Origin of the sequence: Sphingobacterium kyonggiense (assembly GCF_039536825.1) — a bacterium.
In the GTDB taxonomy this organism is placed as follows: domain Bacteria; phylum Bacteroidota; class Bacteroidia; order Sphingobacteriales; family Sphingobacteriaceae; genus Sphingobacterium; species Sphingobacterium kyonggiense.
Map to the genome: position 1 here is coordinate 50,801 of NZ_BAAAZI010000010.1, position 20,813 is coordinate 71,613.

The window sequence follows — 20,813 nt, forward strand, 5'->3', positions numbered from 1 at the left end:
ATTACCCATGTTGCGGCAAAAAGCCTACTTTATTCAGCAATGATCTTACCCTTCATAATACCAGAGTGACCAGGGAATGTACAGATGAAATCGTAGGTACCTGGCTCTAATGTAAATTCAATCTTATCCTCTTCTCCTCCACCGATTAATTTGGTGTGTGCAATAATATCTTGAGAGGTTGGAATGTATTCACTGTCTTTTGCTTTAAGTGCCAATTCGGTGAAGGCCGCTACATCTGTTCCGGTTTTTAAAATCACCAGATTATGACCCATCACTTCTTTTTTCATGGTACCAACATGTTTCAATGTCAAACTTACTGGCTCACCAGCTTTAACTTTTAGTTCGCTGACATTGTACTTCATCTGGTCATTACTTTCCACAGTTACGGTATTGGAAGTAGCAGATGCTGGAGCAGCTTCTGTAGTTGCACTCTCCATAGCTGGAGCTTCTGTATTGTGGTTGCTGTGATCTACAGTACTTTCACTTTTTTTATCTCCTGAACCGCAGGATACCATAATTAAACCTGCTAGAGCGATTGCTGAATACGAAAATATTTTTTTCATTGTTATGTTTCTATTTAAGACAAAATTGTCTTTTATTAAGGAATAAAAAAGTAACATTGGTCACTTTTTTAGATGAGATTGCAGATATTCGGAAAATAAGGCTTGCAGATAACTATTCTGTTCCGAAGGATTTATTAAAATATAGATTTTCAGGAGAAAGGATGGTTCAAAATGGCTTCAAATCCCTATTTTTGCAGACATGAATTATCTGATAGTAGGATTAGGAAATATCGGCAAAGAATATGCGGATACCCGTCATAATATTGGTTTTATGGTTGCCGATGAGTTAGCCAATCAAGCGGGTACATTTTGGTCTACCTTAAAACATGCTTATTATACAGAGTTTAAGCAACGTGGGCACAATGTGTTTGTGATTAAGCCAACGACTTATATGAACCTAAGCGGTAAAGCTGTCAACTATTGGATGAAGGAATTAAAGGTGCCTGTAGAAAATGTTTTAATCATCGTTGATGATTTGGCAATCCCTTTTGGTTCCTTACGCATTAAACCTAAGGGCTCGGCAGCAGGACATAATGGCTTACGTTCTATTGAAGCCAGTTTAGGATCTCAGGCCTATCCTAGGTTGCGTTTTGGAATAAGCGATAATTATGCAAAAGGTCGGCAGGTAGATTATGTGTTAGGTCCTTTTGACCCAGAGGAACAAAAAGAACTTCCAGCATTGATTGAACATTCTGTCAAAATGGTGCATAGTTTCATCAATATTGGAATAGAATTGACCATGACCAACTTGAATACTAAATAAAAAGGGCTAGATTCTATAAAAAACGTATTGAAGGAGGAAATTAAGGGTAATTTCCTCCTTTTACATAAGGGGAAAATGCTAAATTTTTCGTATATTTTCGAAACAATTCAAATAAACTACCCATGGGAAAAATCAATCCATATATTGCCATTCCTGTTGTCTTGTTTTTGTTGATTCTAGGATCGACAGAAGCTTTTCAATTGTTAAGTGAGCGATCGGATATTGGGGTATTCCTAGGTGTGATACTGGTTATCTTACTGATAGCAGTAGTGTATAAATTGTTTGAATATATCTTTAACAAACCAATTAAATGAAGAAAAACATGATTGCTTTAGGAGCGACCCTATTCGTCGCCCTATTGGTATGGATCTTTTGTACCGAACGCATCGATGCGGGATATGAAGGAATTAAGGTAAAATTATATGGTTCCGACAAAGGAGTTCAGGATGTAAGTTTGGTTACCGGACGGGTATGGTACAATCCAATTACTGAATCCATATATGAATTCCCGACCTATGTACAGACTGCTAACTACGATAAGTTTACGGTGAATGCCAAAGATGGATCTGTATTTACTGTTGACCCGACGATTTCTTTGCGAGTCTCTCCGGGAAGTACCCCAAAGATTTTCATCAAATACCGTAAGCAAATTGAGGAAATTCTATCAAACACATTGGTAAACCACATCAAAGATGTATATCGTATAGAGTTCAATAAATATACCACCGACTCCATCATCAGTAAAAGAGAAAAATTTGAAGAGGGTGTACAATCGAAAATGATTGCCTTTTTAGAGAAAGAAGGGTTTTATTTAGAACAGCTTACCAGTGGTATTCAATATCCGGAAGCTATTACGCTAGCTATAAACGCCAAGAATGCGGCCATTCAAAAGGCACAGCAGGCGGAAAATGAATTAAAAGTGGTGGAAGCCGATGCGAAAAAGATGATCGTTCAGGCCGAGGCAGAAGCCCGTGCCAATGAATTGAGACAGTCTACCCTATCTCCGCTTTTAATACAACAACAATTTATTGAAAAATGGGACGGTTCTACGCCGCTCTATGGCAATAGTCCCGTGATCTTTAAAGAATTGAAATAGTCATCCATTACATTTCGTATTTAGTGGAAAGACCGTCAGTTTAATAAGTCATAATTTCCACTAAATACGACATGAAAAAATCAGCAATTGTCTATTTTAAAAGAACGGATATCGCACCTAATTTTGCATCATCACCAAACATCTTCGTAGCTGAATCGTCCGGAAAATGAGCAATCTCCTTTATCTTATCAGGGCTTAAGCTGCTAATTTTACTTGCCTTTACAGCTTTGCCATTCAGGTAATAAACCGATACGCTAGGCATATCTTCTAAGAATTTCGAATACGCATCCGGATAGATGATTCTACGATTAATCTTAATCGGATCGCTTTTTCCTGATGCTCGATACCCTTTTACGACAACCTCTTCTACTAATTTATCCGTGACATTCGTATTTTTATTTTTAGACACAATTAAAACCACACCATCTTCAGCCTTCTCCCCATAAATACTTGTGGCCGCTTTATCCTTTAATACTGTAACACTTTCAATGTCATTTGGGTTGATTTTTGACATATCGACAACCTCTTTACCATCCAAAAGCATCAACGGTTTTCCTTTGGCCGGATGCCCACGAAGAATGACATTTTGAATGGTGCCTTTACCTTCAAATGCAGCTATAGAAAAACCAGATTTCGTATTTGGATCATTTGGCTTAATGATCGTGTCGCGGACTACTAAAATTCCAGTCCCCTTGATTACTTCCGCTTTGGGACTTGACGCCCTATTTCCACCTTCATCAATGGAACTAGTGTTTTTAGTTGCTACTATAACAACACTTTTGACTTCCTTTTCGGATGCTTGACCATGATTATTGCTAACGGCGGAATTGTTCCCCACAGTATCGACAACTACGATTGTCTTTTTCGTTTTGACTATTTTAATGCTATCTCGTACTGTATCAGCACTTCCCTTCAAGGACAAGTCAATAGGTGACACCTTTTGGACAAGTTGGGTTAGATCTGTTTTCTGGATGTTGTGGACAGCATCTTCGATTTTACCTTCCGCTTGGTTTACGGAAAGGGTGATGCCTGCCATGATCAATACAGGGAGTATAAATGCATACTTGCTCAACTCCAATTTGGATGACCTTTTCTTATTCATCATCATAATGCGCTTTTTTAGGGTTTTAAAATTAAACTGGTTACTGATACCAACATGCGCTCCTTGCTTGCTGACATGCAGTAGGGAATATTGATAAGTCTGTCGGTCCACCCCTTTATCCAGAACCTGTTGATCAGTCAGGAATTCTAGGTTTTGACGTACTGCTCTGCGCATGAGCCATACGAAAGGATTATACCAACAGGTTATCAATACCAACTCAAACAATAATACATCTACACTGTGTTGGCCTTTCACGTGGATGTATTCGTGTTTAAAGATATCGCTAAGCTCCAGCTCCTCATGTTGTTGCTGGTGCACATAGACTTTATTGAAAAAAGAAAAGGGCGTGATAGGAAATATCACGTTTCGGAATAAAAAATTGCGCCATTGGGCCGGCTTTGAATACCAATGGATGCGAAACAAACTGATTAATTGAAGGATCAGTTTCCCGGCAAAGATAACTGCTCCAATCATGGCTATAATCAACAACAAATCAGTCAGGGTAATGCTGCTTTGTTTCTCTTGGAAATCAAAAGGCAGATAGGTTAAGACTTCTGCTGTCGGAATAACCAATTGCTTGGAAAACCACTCCTTGATATCCAAGAATGGATAGACGAAGGCATAAAGCACACCGATAACAAAATAGGCTCTATTTAATTTATAAAAGGTCAAGCCCTTTAATAGCAATTGATAGCCTAGAAAGACTAAAGCAATAACGAGGTTTACTTGGAGTATATAGGTTAGTATCGCTTCCATAGTGTTAGCTTTTGTTTTTCTGGATCATATCCATTATCTCCTCTAATTCCGATGGACTAAGCTTTTCTTCTTTGACAAAGAAGGAAACCATCTCCTTATAAGAATTGCGGAAATAATCACCTACAAAGGAATTCATAAATTTAGCTTTGTATTCTTCAGAACTGATTAGTGGCTCATAACGTTTGGCATTGGCATACTTTACAGGCTTCACATAGCCTTTACGTTCCAAGTTGCGAATCGTTGATGCCAAAGTGGTATAAGGCATTTCAGAGCCTTTGATATTATCCAATATTTCACGGATAAAACCACCGTTTAATTGCCAAATGGAGAGCATAGCCTCCTCTTCCTGAATTGTTAATTTTTCCATAGCGCTACTTTCTTTTCACTAATTTACGATACTTTCGTAGATATATCATATTATTTAACATTTTTTTAATAATAAGGAAGAATTAACAGACTAAACATGTGTGGTTTAGTAAAAAAATAGGTTTAATAAGTGCAAAAATAGGATAAGTCCTTGTCTAAACGTTTAAAGTATAAAATGGGGATTAAAACTGTCTTAAAATGACGATTCCGTGTTATTTTTATTCGGAATTAGCATCTGAAAATAGAAATCAATTTTATACATTTGTAGAATACGAGTTTGTTATAAAACATTTAATACTAGAAATTTTATTATGTCTGAAACTGCATCTATTAACTTAAATGGATCTACCTTTGAGATGCCTGTTATCACAGGGACAGAGAATGAGAAAGCCCTAGATATTTCGAAATTAAGAGACCAATCTGGATATATTACATTGGACCCTGGCTTCAAGAATACAGGATCGACAAAGAGTGCGATTACTTTCCTTGATGGTGAAAAGGGCGTATTGACCTACCGAGGTTATGCGATCGAAGAATTAGCGGAAAAATCTACCTTTTTAGAAGTTGCTTATTTATTAATCTATGGTGATTTACCGACTAAAGAGGTCCTAGAGAAATTCCGTGCAGATATCCGTGCCCAGATGATGATCCACGAAGACATGAAGAATTTCTTTACTGGTTTTCCGTCCAAATCACATCCAATGGGTCAGCTTTCTTGTTTAGTTGGTGTATTGTCATCCTTCTATCCAGAATCCTTAAATCCAAATCAAACCGAAGAGGAAGAAAACAAAACGATTATCAATTTATTGGCTAAAATGCCTACAATCGTTTCATGGATCCAAAAGAAATCTTTAGGACATCCGGTAGTTTATCCTAAGAATAACTTTGGATACATCGAGAACTTCTTAAACATGATCTTTGGTGAAGTGAATCAAGAGAAAACTTTTGATCCATTGATTATCGATGCGATGCACAAGTTATTGATTCTTCATGCTGATCACGAGCAGAACTGTTCTACTTCTACTGTTCGTATGGTAGGATCTTCTAACGCCAACTTATATGCTTCGATCTCTGCTGGTATCAATGCCCTATGGGGACCATTACATGGTGGAGCTAATCAAGCGGTTATCGAGATGTTAGAAGCCATTAAAGATGATGGTGGTGATGCCGACAAATATTTAGCAAAAGCAAAAGATAAAAACGATCCTTTCCGCTTAATGGGATTTGGACACCGTGTATACAAAAACTTCGACCCACGTGCTAAGATCATTAAAAAAGCATGTGACGATGTTTTAGAAAAATTAGGTGTGAATGATCCAGTATTGGATATCGCAAAACGCTTAGAAGAAGCTGCTTTAAGCGATCAATACTTTATCGACCGTAAATTATACCCTAACGTGGATTTCTATTCCGGTATTATCTACCGTGCATTAGGATTCAATTCGGATATGTTTACCGTATTATTTGCATTGGGACGTCTTCCAGGATGGATCGCTCAATGGAAAGAAATGCGCGACAACAAAGAGCCAATCGGCCGTCCAAGACAAGTTTATATCGGCGAAACCTACAGACCTTATGTAGATATCTCCAAAAGATAAGTGAACACAAAAAAACCTGCTTTTAAAGAAGCAGGTTTTTTTGTGCGTATTTAGTATTTAGTAGAGAGTATTTAGACCTATTGGCGGGATAAAGAATCTGCTATTTACAACTCAGAGCAGAGCGAAGAGTCTCAGCTTCTCCCCCAAAAAATCGTGTCATCCTGAATCGAAGATGAAGGAACTTCAAACTACTCACATAAGAATAAGTAAATAGGTTGAAATGGCCTTAGGTAAAATGCGGTCGAAGCATGCTTCGACCCTACAGTTATGGCGGAATCATGTTATCCGTAGGGACGATGCTAGCATCGCCCGTGAAAAAAGCCATTGTCTCCCATCTTTTGTCTGTCGTCTGTTGTCTTTCAAATCAATAATCGGGCGGACATACCGTTCGTTCTCGTCAGGGATAAAACCCATTTCCTCAAACTCACTCAGTACCGCCCCTACCAGACGCACTACCTAGATAGTTGCTATTGATAGACCGATGCACTACTAGATGTGAGACATGTGATATGAGATAGAACAGGTTATGCGGTCGAAGCATGCTTCGGCCCAATAGTTATCTAGAACTAGTAATGAATTAAATTGTTATTAATTATGCAGATTTCCAATATAGTTCAAAGTTCCCAAACCTTCGATTTGGGATGACGGGTACTTAAGGGGGCAATAGAGACTCTTCGCTTCGCTCTGAGTTGTAAACAGCAATAACATTTAGCCGCCATACGTCTAAATACTAAATACTAATTACTAAATACTACCCATAAGGCTCAAGACTCTTCGCTTCGCTCTGAGTTATAAACAATAATAACATTTAGCCGCCATACGTCTAAATACTAAATACTAATTACTAAATACTAATTAAATTATCTGACAGAAATACGTTTAACGACAGATTCAGTACCTGCGCCTACACGTACGAAGTAGAAACCTTCGGAAAGTTTTTGTTGGGTATCGAAGTTCAAGTTTTGTAATCCAGCTTCTAGGTTAGCGTTGTGGAGGTTTAACACTTCATTTCCTAGGGCATCCATTACCTTGATCACTACGTTATACTCTTTGCTCAATTTAAAGTTTACAGAGATCTGTTCAGCGATCGGATTGTAATAAACTTTTACGTTATTGATAATTTTATCATTCTCCTCAGCCAATAAATTGGAAGTTCCAACGTTAATAGCTGTAGATGATACAATTTCAATATCCTTAATTGGAGAATTTTCGAGGATAAATTTAGAAGTGTTAGAAGCATAGGTATAGCTCAGCAATGTTGCCCCTAAGGCGATATTGACTAGAATATACTGTGCTAATTTTCTAAATCCTAATTTCATGGTATTACTTAGAGCCTCTTTTCTTTGATTTGGTTTAATCAAATGTAAACATTATTCATTTAAAACCTAAAACAAATGTAGTTATTTTTCGATTTTTTTATGGTAAATTCAATATCCTTTAACAATTTTTAACAGGAAATTACGTTGTCCCATAAATTTCTGTAATTTCGCACCGTTTTAACTATAAGAAACACTTAACTTTAGTATATGTCAACAGACCATAAACATAATCTTCAAAAGCTTAGTGCCGCGGGGTTATTAATTAGTTTGGGAATCATTTTTGGTGACATCGGGACTTCTCCACTTTATGTTTTCAAAGCCATTTTCAATAAAGGCGAAATCACAGAAATGGTCATCTTTGGTGGTCTATCCTGTATTTTTTGGACACTAACTTTACAGACCACAGTAAAGTACGTTTTAATCACCCTAAATGCAGATAACAAAGGTGAAGGGGGTATTTTATCGCTCTTTTCCCTCGTGCGAAAACGGGCGAAATGGCTCATCATCCCAGCCATTATAGGAGCCAGTACCTTGTTGGCAGATGGTATGATTACACCAGCCATCACGATCTCCTCAGCCGTTGAGGGTCTCGCCATTAAAACACCAAACTTCCCAACCATCCCTGTAGTTGTCCTCATTATCTCCCTCCTCTTTATTATTCAACGTTTCGGAACCAATATCGTAGGCCGTGTATTCGGTCCTTTGATGTTTATCTGGTTCTCAACAATTGGAATATTGGGGATGTCGTATTTGGGTCACTCTCCAGAAATTTGGAAAGCTTTAAACCCATATTACGCAGTTCAGCTATTAGCTAACTATCCTAATGCGTGGTTTATCGTTGGTGCAATCTTCCTGTGTACAACGGGTGCAGAGGCATTATACTCCGATATGGGGCACTGTGGAAAATCGAACATCCGCATCAGTTGGATCTTTGTGAAGTTAATGTTGATCTTCAATTACTTTGGTCAGGGTGCTTGGTTATTGGAGCATCAAGGCACTATCCTTGGTGAGGTCAATCCTTTTTATGCGATTATGCCAGATTGGTTTGTGATATGGGGAGTTACCATAGCGACTATGGCAGCTGTTATTGCCAGTCAGGCTATGATATCGGGTTCCTTTACATTAATTGCTGAAGCTGTTCGTTTGAACATTTGGCCTAAGGTAGCTATCCGTTATCCGAGTGATCATAAAGGGCAAATATATGTGCCTTCAGTGAACTTAATCCTCTATTTAGGCTGTATGTTGATCATTTTGATCTTCCGAGAATCCAGTAATATGGAGGCTGCTTATGGACTTGCCATCAACTTAACCTTCCTGGCAACAACCATATTAATGACGGTATTTATGTTGAGAAAGCGTATCAACATCATTCTGGTGGGATTATTTGCTTTAGTGTATTCCATAATTGAGGTTACCTTCTTAATTGGAAATATCAGTAAGATTGCGCATGGTGGTTGGTTGACTTTATTATTGGCTATTGCCTTATTTATAGTAATGTTCAGTTGGTTTGGAGCCAGGAAAATCAAAAACAGATTCGTTAAATTCGTCGATGTTCGAGATTACTACCCTATCCTATCCGAATTGAGTGAGGATAAAACTGTTCCTTTATTCTCTTCGCATTTGGTATACTTAACAAGTGCAAACAATGTACATGAGGTAGAATCTAAAATTACCTATTCCATCATCAATAAAAAGCCAAAACGAGCTGATGTGTATTGGCTGGCACACGTAGATGTCATGGATAATCCGCATACACGCGAATATAAAGTTACTCAGCTAGTACCTGGTAAGGTGATCCGAATTGATTTTCATTTAGGTTTCCGTGAGGAACAGAAAATCAGCTTATTATTCCGTAAAGTGGTAGAGGATATGGTTAAGAATGGTGAAATTGACATCACCAGTAATTACGATACCTTAAAGAAATATAATATTCCAGGTGATTTCAACTTCGTCGTATTAGAGAAGGTGATTTCTAAGACGCACTTCTTGAAAATGAATGAGAAGATTATCCTAGAAATCTATAAGATCTTGAAGAAATTCAGTCTTTCTGAAGAAAAGGGATTTGGATTGGATAGTAGTTTTGTGACTTTAGAACGAGTTCCATTAACCATCCCAAATACCGAAGAAGTTAAATTAAAACGCCTAGATTAGGTAAATCCATAAGGCTATAAAAAAAGCTTGCTGAATAAATTGTATTCAGCAAGCTTTTTTCTTTTTATGGTACGAAGAGGCTTACTCGCCTGCTTCTACATTTCTTAATTTCGAATGCTTATAGCCATAAGCAAAATAGATTACCAGTCCAATCAATAACCAGGCAATAAAGATAATCCAGTTACTTGCACCTAACTCGGACATCAAATAAAGATTGATCAGAACCCCTGTAACCGGCAATAAAGAGAAATTGTATTTAAAACTTAACACACTCATAACGGCCCATACCAACCAAAATATAATTAGTAAGGATTTATGCAATAAAATGGCTGTAGAACCCATACTCATCCATTCTTCTATGGATTCACCACCATACTTATACGTAAGGAAAAGCCCTATGAAAAAGCCTAATCCTACAATGTATTTTCCGTTAATGTAAGGAACCTTAAATTTTGATTTCTTGGATATACCGGTATGATCCATATAAAGCACACCGCAACACACCAAGATGAAAGCAAAGAAAGTACCTACGGAAGTAAGGTCAACAAAAAAATCCATCTTGAAGAATAAAGCTGGAATAGCTACTACAATCCCTGTTACGATCGTAGCAAAGGATGGTGTTTTGTATTTCGGGTGAATCTTAGAGAAGTTCTTCCAAAGAAGACCATCGCGACTCATAGTCATCCAGATTCTTGGTTGAGCTAATTGGAACACCAATAAAGCCGAAGTAATTGCAATAACTGAAGTCACCGAGATAATACCTGCCATATGATCAAAGCCGACATAGGAAAACACATAGGCCAAAGGATCTTTTACATTCAGTTCTTTGTAGTTCACCATACCTGTTAAAACTAAGGTTATAGCTACATAAAGCACAGCACAGATCAATAAACAATAGATCATGGCTTTTGGTAAATCGCGTTGCGGATTCTTACATTCTTCTGCCGTAGTGGATATAGAGTCAAAACCTATGAATGCAAAGAATACGGCGGCTACACCACTCATTACTCCTGCCATGCCATTCGGTGCAAAAGGCGTCCAGTTCTCAGGTTTCACAAAGAAAATACCACCAAGGATAACAGCTAATATAATTCCAATCTTGATGATAACCATGATATTAGAGGCTTTGCGGGATTCCTTGATACCGATATAAACTAACCATGTTACCAACACAGTGATTAATCCTGCTGGTATATCAAGGATAATAGGAATACCTGCAATTCGAGGTGCTGTTTCATAAGTTTGGAGTGCAATTTTATCAATGCCTTCCAGTTTATCAAGTCCGACTTCTAAAAACTTCTGGTGAGCCTCTATAGCATATCCTGGAGCCATAGTCATCCATCGGGGGACATTGATACCAAAACCGTCGAGCATGGATACGAAATACTGCGACCAAGATATGGCTACTACCATATTAGAAACAGCATATTCCAAGACCAATGCCCAACCAATTATCCAAGCGAAGAGCTCGCCAAAGGTGACATAAGCATAGGTATAGGCCGAACCAGAAACAGGAACCGTACTCGCAAACTGCGCATAAGATAATGCAGTGAACACACAGGCGAACGCAACAAATACAAAAAGTAAGGATACTGCAGGTCCACCGTTATAACTTGCCAAGCCGATGGTACTGAAGATTCCTGCTCCTACAATAGCTGCTATACCTAAGGATATTAAATCCCGAACTCCTAAGATTTTAGCTAATCCTGATCCGCCTTTCTCGGCGTCGGATAGAATCTGATCGACGCTTTTCTTTCGAAAAAGTCTATTTGCCATATTAAGTTAAATTATTGGGTCAAGGCTACAAAAGTGGAAAAAATTATGACAAATATGTCATATTATCCTGAATATATGTATAAATCTCCTTGAAATCCCTTAATTGATTATCACGATATTGAATCAGCACTTCAGTAAGTGCTTCCTGTTGTTCTTGATTGGTCTGGAATTCCCAAATACGCTTGGAAATATTGAACAGTGGTTTGGCTATACGGTCGATATCCTTGTAATCAAATATATACCTCCACTGTAAAAATTGATCATAAAAAGCTAGAAAACCATCAGTATCCTCTACACCTATGGTCTTTAGGTAACTCACCAATAATGGCCGATTGACTTGCTCTAAGTGTTCATACAATCTGGCCACATTGACCAAATCATACTCAATGAGTAAATGATCTAGCATTAACTCGACTGCTATATGCGCCATAAAAGAAGGGCGAATGGGCAAATCCTTGAGAACAGGTTCTAACTTTTTACGGAGAACATGGCAATGTTGTAGAAAAAATTCTGAGCTATGGAATAGTTTATCGACTTCAACATGTCGGTACCATCCTTCAGAAATTGCCATGCTTAAGGGATGTATGAATAGTTGATCTTCGAACTTCTGAGGATGAAAGACATAGCTCTTATCGACATTTTTGAGTAAGTCAGGCAACAGCGCGCCGAGCACACGTTCAGGTTGGGTTGCATAACGTTCAAAATAAAAATGTGAAAGGAAGTTCATAAACCAATAACCATACAAATTATCTGTAAGATACATTATAATCTCGTATCTTTGCAATTCTTTAAATAAAAATCTTAAAGGGTATACTATGAACTTTGTAGAAGAACTACGCTGGAGAGGCATGCTTCAAGACATCATGCCAGGAACAGAAGAATTGTTAAACAAAGAAAAGGTGGCGGGCTATATCGGCTTTGATCCTACAGGCGATTCGCTACATGTTGGTCATTTAACCCAAATCATGACATTAATCCACTTCCAACATGCTGGTCACAAGCCTGTTGCTTTAGTAGGTGGTGCTACAGGAATGATTGGGGACCCTTCATTTAAATCAGCTGAGAGAAACCTCTTGGATGAAGAAACACTTCAACGCAATGTGAATGCATTGAAGAGTCAACTTGCAAAATTCTTGAGCTTTGGCGACGGTGCTACCGATGCCAAAATGGTCAACAACTACGACTGGTTCAAGGACTTCAAGTTCTTAGATTTCATCCGTGATATAGGTAAGCTGATTACCGTGAATTACATGATGGCCAAAGATTCTGTAAAGAAACGCTTGGAAGGTGAAAGTGGACTTTCCTTCACTGAATTCTCCTATCAACTAATTCAAGGTTATGATTTCTATTATCTTTGGAAGAACCACAACTGCCAAGTACAAATGGGTGGATCCGATCAATGGGGTAACATCGTTACTGGTAGTGAATTGATCCGTCGTATTGACCAAGGCTCTGCCTTCGCTGTTACGACACAATTGATCAAGAAATCAGACGGTCAGAAATTCGGTAAAACCGAATCTGGCGCTGTATGGTTAGATCCAAAGAAAACTTCACCATATAAGTATTATCAATTCTGGTTAAATGCTACCGATGATGATAGTAAGAGCTGGATCAAGATCTTCACCTTAAAACCAAAAGAAGAAATTGATGCCATCATAGCAGAACATGATGCAGCACCACATTTACGTATTGTACAGAAAGCATTAGCGAAAGATATCACTATCCGCACGCACTCGGAACAAGATTATGAAACAGCGGTTAAAACATCCGAATTCCTTTTTGGAAATGGTGACCTAAGCTTCTTATCTAATCTTGACCATGAGGCGGTATTGGAAGTTTTTGATGGTGTTCCACAATTTAACCTAGCTAAGGAAAAATTAGCTTCTGGAATCAACATTCTTGATTTATTGGCTGTGGAAACACAAGTATTCCCTTCCAAAGGTGAAGCTCGTAAGATGTTGCAAGGTGGTGGTGTTTCTCTAAACCGTGAAAAGCTTACAGATATCGAAGCAAACATCAATGCTGATCAATTGATCAACGGCAAGTACCTTATTGCTCAACGTGGCAAGAAGAATTACTACTTGATTACTGTTGCATAATTGCTCAAAACAGCAGACATAATAATAAAGCCCTTCAAGAATTGAAGGGCTTTATTATTAAATGGAAAAAAAATAAATTAAAATTGAATAATCTTGTGTTTCCAAGTGCTGGTTTTAGAAGCTTCATCCATTACAGCATACAAACAAATGGTATATAGCTTTTTATCTGAAGGATCAAGTTCAAAGGATAAACTACCTCCATGAGTGCCTGTAATCTGAATATCGTATTTTATTTTCCCTAAAGGGATGTTCATGAAGTTGGTCACTTCCACTTTTGGTGTAAACCTAGATTGACTATTTCCTTGAACTGAATTAACAACAACAGGTTGATTCTCGATCAAATTAACTATACGAACCTTGGCCATACCAGGTCTCGGAACGGATAAATCATCCACTGAAACCAAGTATTTAAACTCCTTTAATCCATAAAAGAAATAGGAATAAAAGTTTTTTGATTTAAAGTCTACTTGTTCTTGAACAAGGTAAGATGAACCACCAGCAAAGCGTATTTCTACTTTTCTAGACCCAGGAAATACTGTTTTAAATCCAATATATCCTCCGGAGGTTAAACGTTCATCTCCAGAATTCACCATTTTTTGATCAATCATCATTTCTAATGGAGCACCATAACCCATTCCATTAAAAGCGGATACAGCAGCAAATCCGTCAGTTGGATTATCAAAGTTGTTCATATCCGATTTCGCACATGAACTGAATAGAAAAGTCAAGCTTAAGATACTTATGATGACAACCTTGAGTTGTGTAAATTTCATTGGGATTATTTTTTATTGTTAGTACAACGAGCTTGGTCGACTTATTGCTACAACTGATTCATCAAATCAATCGACATGAAGTTAAGTATAGCATTTGAATTCCAAAAATATCCTTAACTTACCATGCCTTCAACCTATAGTTACAATTGGATGCATGAAGGTTTTTTTTTAAGTTTGTAATACGAAAAATAGCGTCATTTGAATGGCAAAACTAAATACATTTAAGAATAGTGCTGGCACGGCTGCGGGAAAGAAGACTAAAAACACCACACTATCCTATCAAAAACGAGCCAAAACAACTAAATCCTTTGACCAGATTAACTTCTCCGAAGGGCAACGTAAAGCACTTAAAATCCTAGGGTTATTTTTATTACTCCTTGCAGGATTGTTTACAGTAGCTTTTGTATCCTATTTATTTACTTGGAAAGCTGATCAAAGTTATATTTCCAGCACCAATGGTGGCTGGTCTACCCTATTTAAGACTACCGAGGAAATTCATGATGAGCAAGTCGACCTTCCTATTGTAGAGAATAAGCTTGGTAAATTTGGTGCCCTATTGGCCAATCAATTTATCTATGAGTGGTTCGGTGTGGCGTCTTTTCTATTTATACTGATTCTTTTTGTTACAGGCTATAAATTTCTATATAAACGCTCCATTCTTCCCATGTGGAAGACTTGGGTATATTCGTTGATCGCTATTATTCTATTGTCCATAACTTTTGGATTTATTCAAGATTTCATTGCAGACACGCCACATATCTTAGAAGGTAAATTTGGTTTCTGGACAAATCAGATCTTGAAATCTCAAATTGGTCAAGTCGGAACAGCTGGTTTATTAATCTTTTTGGTGTTAACCGCATTAGTATTGATTTACAATTACGACTTAAGATTATCTTTCCGTTCGAATAAGAATGAAGACCTGGAAGATGATGAGCTTCTAGAAGAAGATGAGCCATCAATAGATGGTAATACCATCAACAAAATTCGTAGCAATAAACAGAATGAAGTTGCTAGCCATACTTATTCTTACCCAGAGGCTTCTGAAGAGGTTGAAGAAGAAGAGGAATTGACGGAAGAAGAAAAGGAACTTAGTATGAGTATGCCTTTACAGGTCAATACCCCAAAACCTACCAACAATAATGTTCAACATCAGGCAGGTCAGGAAATCGAATTTAGTATAGAACCGCCCACACCTCAACCTAAAGCAAGCGAAGTTGCTGAAGAACCTTCATTGATCGTTGAACAACCTATCGTAGAGAAACCCATTTCAGCAAACGATTTGGTAGAGAAATTCGGTGAATATGACCCTAAATTGGATCTTTCAGGATACCAATACCCGACCTTGGACTTGTTGAAAGAATATGGATCAGGTAAAATCACCATTAACCAACAAGAATTAGAAGGCAATAAAAATCGAATTGTAGAAACCTTACGTAACTACAGCATCGAGATTGAGCATATTAAAGCGACTATTGGTCCTACAGTTACTTTATATGAGATTATCCCTAAGCCAGGAGTTCGTATTTCTAAAATCAAGAACCTGGAGGATGATATCGCCTTAAGTTTAGCTGCTTTGGGTATACGTATTATTGCGCCAATGCCAGGTAAAGGAACTATTGGAATTGAAGTGCCAAGCAGTACCCCTGAGATGGTCTCTATGCGCTCTATATTGGCTACTGAGAAGTACCAAAAGACCGATATGGACTTACCAATTGCTTTAGGTAAGACGATTTCTAACGAGGTTTATATTGCAGACTTAGCGAAGATGCCTCACTTATTGGTAGCTGGTGCTACAGGACAGGGTAAATCGGTTGGTATTAATGCTATTCTGACTTCCCTTTTATACAAAAAACACCCAGCAGAACTGAAATTTGTCTTGGTTGACCCTAAGAAAGTAGAGCTTTCACTCTTCAAGAAGATTGAGCGTCATTTCTTAGCGAAACTTCCAAATGAAGATGAAGCTATTATTACCGACACTAAAAATGTAGTAAACACTTTAAATTCCCTTTGTATTGAGATGGATCAACGTTATGATCTATTAAAAAATGCGCAGGTTCGTAATTTAAAGGAATATAATGCAAAATTTATCAACCGTCGATTAAACCCTGAGGAGGGTCATCGATTCTTACCGTTTATAGTTCTTATTATTGATGAGTTTGCCGATTTGATTATGACGGCAGGCAAGGAAGTAGAAACACCGATCGCTCGTTTAGCGCAGTTAGCCCGTGCTATTGGTATTCACTTGGTGATTGCAACTCAGCGTCCATCCGTGAATATCATTACTGGTACCATTAAAGCTAACTTCCCGGCACGTTTAGCATTCCGCGTATTATCTAAGACCGATTCAAGGACAATCTTAGACAGCGGTGGTGCTGACCAGTTAATTGGTCGTGGGGATATGCTCTTATCGACAGGAAGTGACCTGATTCGTATCCAGTGTGCTTTTGTAGACACACCAGAGGTCGATCAGATATCTGACTTTATCGGTGGTCAACGTGGATATCCTTCAGCACATCTCCTACCGGAATATGTAGGTGAAAGCGGTGAAGGTGGTGCTTCATCAGACTTTGATATGGATTCACGTGATTCCATGTTCGAAGAAGCTGCTCGCCTGATTGTTATGCATCAACAAGGCTCAACATCTTTAATCCAGCGTAAGTTAAAATTAGGTTATAACCGCGCTGGAAGAATCATCGATCAATTGGAAGCTGCAGGTATTGTAGGTCCTTTTGAAGGTAGTAAAGCACGTGAAGTACTTTATCCAGATGAATATTCTTTGGAACAGTATTTGGAAACGTTAAGATAAGATGAAAAACATGAAGAAATTAGTGTATGCTGTATTTGCTGTTTTTATGGTCCAATTGGCATTTGCTCAAGACCCAGCAGCTAAAAAAACCCTTGAAAAGGTATCTAAGAAGTATGACTCCTATAAAACGATGGAAGCCAACTTTCAGGTATTGATTCAACCAAAATCTGGTAACCCTGGTACTGAAACCGGTAAAATCTACTTAAATAAACCGGAAAACAAATTCCGTATTGATATGCAACAACAAGATATTTTTGGAGATAACCAAAGTATCTGGAATGTCAATAAAGAGGTTAAGGAAATTCAAATATCTCCAGCGGATGATGATAATCAAGCCATCGGTCCAAGTAACTTATTTACTTTTTACAAATCTGGTTTCAATTACAAATCATTAGGATCTAAGGGATTAGAAAAAAACAAAATACAATCCATTGAGTTGACTCCTCAGAATAAAACTTCCAACTACTCGAAGATCACCTTACGAATTAATGGAAATGATCATATTCAGGATGTAACGATCTTAGATAAATCGGGAATGAAGTATACTTATAGCATCAATGCGCTATATGTAAATCAAAATATCCCAGGAAGTACTTTTCAATACCAGAAAAAGAACTATCCGAACTATGAAGAAGTTGATTTAAGATAAAATCATACCATTACAAAACACAAAAGAAAAGCACTTAGAATAGAAAATCTAAGTGCTTTTTTTATTAAAATCTATATAAAGAAATGTTTGGTCGACTTATAAGTTCGATTAATATAACAACTTCCCGGCAGTGCTTTGACGAACCATATCCAGAGACACCCCTTCATGCAGTTCCACAATTTTGAATCCGCCCTCTGGCAGAACATCAAACACACCTAATTCCGTTACGATTTTCTTGACACAGCGGACACCAGTTAATGGCAGAGTACATGAAGGCAATAACTTCGATTCTCCATGTTTATTTACATGCTGCATGGCTACGATGATATTCTCGGCACTTGCCACCAAATCCATTGCTCCACCCATACCCTTAACCATTTTACCTGGGATCTTCCAATTTGCGATATCGCCATTCTCTGAAACCTCCATGGCTCCAAGTATGGTAAGATCGATCTTTCTGGAACGTATCATCCCAAAGCTCATCGCGGAGTCAAAGAACGCGGAGCCAGGCAAGGTTGTGATGGTCTGTTTACCGGCATTGATATAATCCGCATCCTCCTCCCCTTCATAAGGAAAAGGCCCCATCCCCAACAGTCCATTCTCACTCTGAAGCACCACATTGATATCTTCGGGAATATAATTGGCAACCAATGTAGGGATACCAATCCCCAAATTCACATAATAACCATCTTTTATTTCTTTCGCTATCCGTTTAGCGATTCCAAATTTATCCAGCATAATTAGCATTTTTTGAGGATCATGGCACTGGCACCACCGCCACCATTACAGATAGCAGCCAAACCAAATGTTCCATTCTCCTGATGTAAAACTGAGTTTAAGGTCACGATTATTCTTGCACCCGAACAACCAAGTGGGTGTCCTAATGCCACCGCACCACCATAAACATTCATTTTATCCTGCGACAGATCCAATATTTGCGCATTTGCTAGGGCAACGACTGAAAATGCCTCATTAAATTCAAAATAATCAATCTCATCAACAGTCATTCCTGCCTTCTGAAGCACTTTCTGTGTGGCAATGGCAGGTGTAGTAGTAAACCATTCCGGAGCTTGCTCAGCGTCTGCATAGGCAATCACCTCTGCTAATGGAGTAAGTCCCAACTCTTGAACCTTCTGTGCACTCATTAAAACGACCGCAGCAGCACCATCACTTAAAGTGGAAGCATTGGCAGCCGTAATAGTTCCGTCGCTCTTAAAGGAAGGTCTCAATTGACCAATTTTCTCGAAATTAACCTGTTTGTATTCTTCATCCTCCGCTATCGTTACGGAACCTTTGCGACCAGCTACTTCTACTGGTACAACCTCCGTATTAAACTTACCCGATTCCCAGGCTATTTTGCTTCTGGTATAAGACTGAACAGCATATTCATCCTGATCAGCTCTGGAGATAGCATATTTTTCAGCACATGACTCCCCGCAATTACCCATTGCCTGATTGGAATACACATCCGTTAAGCCGTCCTTCATCAAACCATCGATTAGTTTTTGATCTCCAAATTTAGCACCCCAACGAGCTGCAGTATCATAGTAAGGCACTTGGCTCATACTTTCCATACCACCGGCAACAACGACATGCGCATCACCCAATAAAATCTGTTGTACGCCAATAGAAATAGCTTTCATACCACTCGCACAAACCTTGTTGATGGTCGTAGCAGGGATATGGTCTGGCAATCCGGCAAATTTTGCTGCTTGGCGAGCAGGTGCTTGACCCAAATTCGCTTGCAATACTGACCCCATATAAACCTCATCTACTTGATCTCCTTTAAGGCCGACCTCCTCTAAAACAGCTTTGATGGCTTTTGCACCTAATTCTGTGGCTGAAACACTGGCTAATCCTGTCCCAAAACTCCCCATAGGAGTTCGCTTGGCAGCTACGATATATACACTTTTATTCATGGTTTTCTCTTTGTCTTACGGTTCTTTGTTCGATACGCTTCTCATAGCGCTCGCCTTGAAAAATATGTTGTACGAATACCCCAGGGGTATGAATATGATTGGGATCCAATTCTCCCGGCTCCACTAATTCCTCTACCTCAGCAATGGTAATCTTTCCACACATGGCTACAGCATGATTAAAATTCTGTGCCGTACCACGATAAACCAAATTACCTTCGCGATCACCTTTCCACGCTTTCACCAATGCATAGTCAGGCTCAAAGGCATATTCCATCAGGTAATCCTTCTCTACGCCATGGAACGTAAAACGTCGAACTTCCTTTCCTTCTGCCACCTCTGTACCTACTCCCGCAGGGGTGTAGATAACAGGAAGCCCATAGCCTCCAGCCATTAAACGTGTCGCCAAGGTTCCCTGTGGAATCAACTCGACTTCCAATTCACCACTTAGCATCTGACGTTCAAACTCTGCATTCTCTCCGACATAGGAAGCAATCATCTTCTTGATCTGCTTCTTTTGCAGTAATAAGCCCAATCCAAAATCATCTACCCCCGCATTATTACTAATACAGGTCAGATCCATAACGCCTTTTTCAATCAAGGCAGCAATTAGATTCTCTGGAATACCACAAAGACCAAATCCACCGACGGAAACAATCATTCCATCTTGAATGTCTTTGACGGCCTCCAGCGCATTGGAAACTGTTTTATCTATCATGTATTGTGTAGTTTTTAAGATTAGCAGCTGAAAATTCCGATAATATGCTCAATTCTGCTATTCTTGCAACAGCATCTTCGAACCAAATATTATTTCAACATACACGTAAATAACTTATAATTTACGCTGAATTACCCGCTGTAATTTCTTAGTTTATAATTTATATAAATGTAAGGATTAAAAATTAAATTTCAGAAGCTGCTGAGGTTTTTCCATTCCTCAAATAGAATGTCAAATTATTTTGAGAGCTAGCAGAAAAAGCCACCACTTTTTAGTAAGGATGATAGCGAAATGGGAATTTATTGATAAGAATATCAATATTAATATTTTGTTACTTGTCATTTTTAGGACAAAAAATAGCA

At 38.4% G+C, this 20,813-nt stretch carries 18 protein-coding genes; 8 read left to right on the forward strand and 10 right to left on the reverse strand.

Annotated elements, in window-relative coordinates:
- Window positions 1-29: 29 nt before the first annotated feature.
- Window positions 30-563 (reverse strand): azurin, encoded by a 534-nt coding sequence (gene azu / locus ABD676_RS11905; RefSeq protein WP_344674910.1) that lies wholly within the window; start codon window positions 561-563, stop codon window positions 30-32.
- 199 nt (window positions 564-762) lie between these two features.
- Here azu and pth point away from each other — a divergent pair, with 199 nt between their 5' ends.
- The 3 genes from pth (at window position 763) to ABD676_RS11920 (ending at window position 2,422) form a co-directional block, all read left to right on the forward strand.
- A complete protein-coding gene (pth, locus tag ABD676_RS11910; RefSeq protein WP_344674911.1) occupies window positions 763-1,326 on the forward strand; it encodes an aminoacyl-tRNA hydrolase in 564 nt (187 codons plus the stop codon).
- 122 nt (window positions 1,327-1,448) lie between these two features.
- Window positions 1,449-1,640, forward strand: coding sequence for a hypothetical protein (locus ABD676_RS11915; protein WP_344674912.1), 192 nt, complete (start codon window positions 1,449-1,451; stop codon window positions 1,638-1,640).
- Window positions 1,637-2,422, forward strand: coding sequence for a prohibitin family protein (locus tag ABD676_RS11920; RefSeq protein WP_344674913.1), 786 nt, complete (start codon window positions 1,637-1,639; stop codon window positions 2,420-2,422). Before ABD676_RS11915 ends, ABD676_RS11920 begins: the two co-directional genes overlap by 4 nt.
- 91 nt (window positions 2,423-2,513) lie before the next feature.
- Here the strand turns inward: ABD676_RS11920 and ABD676_RS11925 are convergent, their stop codons facing one another.
- Window positions 2,514-4,280 carry a M56 family metallopeptidase gene (locus ABD676_RS11925; RefSeq protein WP_344674914.1) on the reverse strand — a complete coding sequence of 589 codons (1,767 nt, stop codon included), beginning with the start codon at window positions 4,278-4,280 and terminating at the stop codon, window positions 2,514-2,516.
- A gap of 4 nt (window positions 4,281-4,284) precedes the next feature.
- On the reverse strand, window positions 4,285-4,647 hold the full coding sequence (locus ABD676_RS11930; RefSeq protein WP_344674915.1) for a BlaI/MecI/CopY family transcriptional regulator: 363 nt from the start codon (window positions 4,645-4,647) through the stop codon (window positions 4,285-4,287).
- 310 nt (window positions 4,648-4,957) lie between these two features.
- Between ABD676_RS11930 and ABD676_RS11935 the strand changes: the two genes are divergently transcribed.
- A complete protein-coding gene (locus ABD676_RS11935; RefSeq protein ID WP_344674916.1) occupies window positions 4,958-6,244 on the forward strand; it encodes a citrate synthase in 1,287 nt (428 codons plus the stop codon).
- Between the two features lie 860 nt (window positions 6,245-7,104).
- Here ABD676_RS11935 and ABD676_RS11940 read toward each other — a convergent pair.
- Window positions 7,105-7,563, reverse strand: a complete 459-nt coding sequence (locus ABD676_RS11940) for a T9SS type A sorting domain-containing protein (protein WP_344674917.1) — start codon at window positions 7,561-7,563, stop codon at window positions 7,105-7,107.
- A 207-nt stretch (window positions 7,564-7,770) separates the two neighbouring features.
- On the opposite strand from ABD676_RS11940, the gene ABD676_RS11945 reads away from it, so the two are divergent.
- Entirely contained in the window at window positions 7,771-9,714 is a 1,944-nt protein-coding gene (locus ABD676_RS11945) for a KUP/HAK/KT family potassium transporter (RefSeq protein ID WP_344674918.1), read from the forward strand.
- An 81-nt stretch (window positions 9,715-9,795) separates the two neighbouring features.
- Here ABD676_RS11945 and ABD676_RS11950 read toward each other — a convergent pair whose 3' ends face one another.
- Window positions 9,796-11,490, reverse strand: coding sequence for an amino acid permease (locus ABD676_RS11950; protein ID WP_344674919.1), 1,695 nt, complete (start codon window positions 11,488-11,490; stop codon window positions 9,796-9,798).
- 43 nt (window positions 11,491-11,533) lie between these two features.
- Window positions 11,534-12,217 (reverse strand): ACP phosphodiesterase, encoded by a 684-nt coding sequence (locus tag ABD676_RS11955; protein ID WP_344674921.1) that lies wholly within the window; start codon window positions 12,215-12,217, stop codon window positions 11,534-11,536.
- Window positions 12,218-12,305: 88 nt separating this feature from the next.
- Between ABD676_RS11955 and tyrS the strand changes: the two genes are divergently transcribed.
- Complete coding sequence (tyrS, locus tag ABD676_RS11960) at window positions 12,306-13,589, forward strand: tyrosine--tRNA ligase (RefSeq protein WP_344674922.1); 1,284 nt, start codon at window positions 12,306-12,308, stop codon at window positions 13,587-13,589.
- Window positions 13,590-13,666: 77 nt separating this feature from the next.
- Here the strand turns inward: tyrS and ABD676_RS11965 are convergent, their stop codons facing one another.
- Window positions 13,667-14,362 carry a DUF4397 domain-containing protein gene (locus ABD676_RS11965; RefSeq protein WP_344674923.1) on the reverse strand — a complete coding sequence of 232 codons (696 nt, stop codon included), beginning with the start codon at window positions 14,360-14,362 and terminating at the stop codon, window positions 13,667-13,669.
- Window positions 14,363-14,564: 202 nt separating this feature from the next.
- On the opposite strand from ABD676_RS11965, the gene ABD676_RS11970 reads away from it, so the two are divergent.
- Together ABD676_RS11970 and lolA1 are read left to right on the forward strand one after the other, a co-directional pair.
- Window positions 14,565-17,168 (forward strand): FtsK/SpoIIIE family DNA translocase, encoded by a 2,604-nt coding sequence (locus tag ABD676_RS11970; RefSeq protein WP_344674924.1) that lies wholly within the window; start codon window positions 14,565-14,567, stop codon window positions 17,166-17,168.
- A 10-nt stretch (window positions 17,169-17,178) separates the two neighbouring features.
- Window positions 17,179-17,817, forward strand: a complete 639-nt coding sequence (lolA1, locus tag ABD676_RS11975; protein ID WP_344674925.1) for an outer membrane lipoprotein periplasmic chaperone LolA1 — start codon at window positions 17,179-17,181, stop codon at window positions 17,815-17,817.
- Window positions 17,818-17,925: 108 nt separating this feature from the next.
- Here lolA1 and ABD676_RS11980 read toward each other — a convergent pair whose 3' ends face one another.
- From ABD676_RS11980 to ABD676_RS11990, 3 genes are read right to left on the reverse strand one after another with little or no spacing between them, the layout of a single operon-like run.
- Window positions 17,926-18,555 (reverse strand): CoA transferase subunit B, encoded by a 630-nt coding sequence (locus ABD676_RS11980; RefSeq protein ID WP_344674926.1) that lies wholly within the window; start codon window positions 18,553-18,555, stop codon window positions 17,926-17,928.
- 2 nt (window positions 18,556-18,557) lie between these two features.
- The gene (locus ABD676_RS11985) at window positions 18,558-19,736 is read right to left on the reverse strand and encodes an acetyl-CoA C-acyltransferase (RefSeq protein WP_344674927.1); all 1,179 of its coding nucleotides are present in this window, start codon (window positions 19,734-19,736) and stop codon (window positions 18,558-18,560) included.
- Window positions 19,729-20,451, reverse strand: a complete 723-nt coding sequence (locus ABD676_RS11990; RefSeq protein ID WP_344674928.1) for a CoA transferase subunit A — start codon at window positions 20,449-20,451, stop codon at window positions 19,729-19,731. The genes ABD676_RS11985 and ABD676_RS11990 overlap by 8 nt, the downstream gene beginning before the upstream one ends.
- Window positions 20,452-20,813 lie beyond the last annotated feature (362 nt).

Coding starts and splice junctions, on each gene's coding strand:
- azu (WP_344674910.1), bottom strand. CDS start 563: ATGAAAAAAATATTTTCGTATTCAGCAATCGCTCTAGCAGGTTTAATT.
- pth (WP_344674911.1), top strand. CDS start 763: ATGAATTATCTGATAGTAGGATTAGGAAATATCGGCAAAGAATATGCG.
- ABD676_RS11915 (WP_344674912.1), top strand. CDS start 1,449: ATGGGAAAAATCAATCCATATATTGCCATTCCTGTTGTCTTGTTTTTG.
- ABD676_RS11920 (WP_344674913.1), top strand. CDS start 1,637: ATGAAGAAAAACATGATTGCTTTAGGAGCGACCCTATTCGTCGCCCTA.
- ABD676_RS11925 (WP_344674914.1), bottom strand. CDS start 4,280: ATGGAAGCGATACTAACCTATATACTCCAAGTAAACCTCGTTATTGCT.
- ABD676_RS11930 (WP_344674915.1), bottom strand. CDS start 4,647: ATGGAAAAATTAACAATTCAGGAAGAGGAGGCTATGCTCTCCATTTGG.
- ABD676_RS11935 (WP_344674916.1), top strand. CDS start 4,958: ATGTCTGAAACTGCATCTATTAACTTAAATGGATCTACCTTTGAGATG.
- ABD676_RS11940 (WP_344674917.1), bottom strand. CDS start 7,563: ATGAAATTAGGATTTAGAAAATTAGCACAGTATATTCTAGTCAATATC.
- ABD676_RS11945 (WP_344674918.1), top strand. CDS start 7,771: ATGTCAACAGACCATAAACATAATCTTCAAAAGCTTAGTGCCGCGGGG.
- ABD676_RS11950 (WP_344674919.1), bottom strand. CDS start 11,490: ATGGCAAATAGACTTTTTCGAAAGAAAAGCGTCGATCAGATTCTATCC.
- ABD676_RS11955 (WP_344674921.1), bottom strand. CDS start 12,217: ATGAACTTCCTTTCACATTTTTATTTTGAACGTTATGCAACCCAACCT.
- tyrS (WP_344674922.1), top strand. CDS start 12,306: ATGAACTTTGTAGAAGAACTACGCTGGAGAGGCATGCTTCAAGACATC.
- ABD676_RS11965 (WP_344674923.1), bottom strand. CDS start 14,362: ATGAAATTTACACAACTCAAGGTTGTCATCATAAGTATCTTAAGCTTG.
- ABD676_RS11970 (WP_344674924.1), top strand. CDS start 14,565: ATGGCAAAACTAAATACATTTAAGAATAGTGCTGGCACGGCTGCGGGA.
- lolA1 (WP_344674925.1), top strand. CDS start 17,179: ATGAAGAAATTAGTGTATGCTGTATTTGCTGTTTTTATGGTCCAATTG.
- ABD676_RS11980 (WP_344674926.1), bottom strand. CDS start 18,555: ATGCTGGATAAATTTGGAATCGCTAAACGGATAGCGAAAGAAATAAAA.
- ABD676_RS11985 (WP_344674927.1), bottom strand. CDS start 19,736: ATGAATAAAAGTGTATATATCGTAGCTGCCAAGCGAACTCCTATGGGG.
- ABD676_RS11990 (WP_344674928.1), bottom strand. CDS start 20,451: ATGATAGATAAAACAGTTTCCAATGCGCTGGAGGCCGTCAAAGACATT.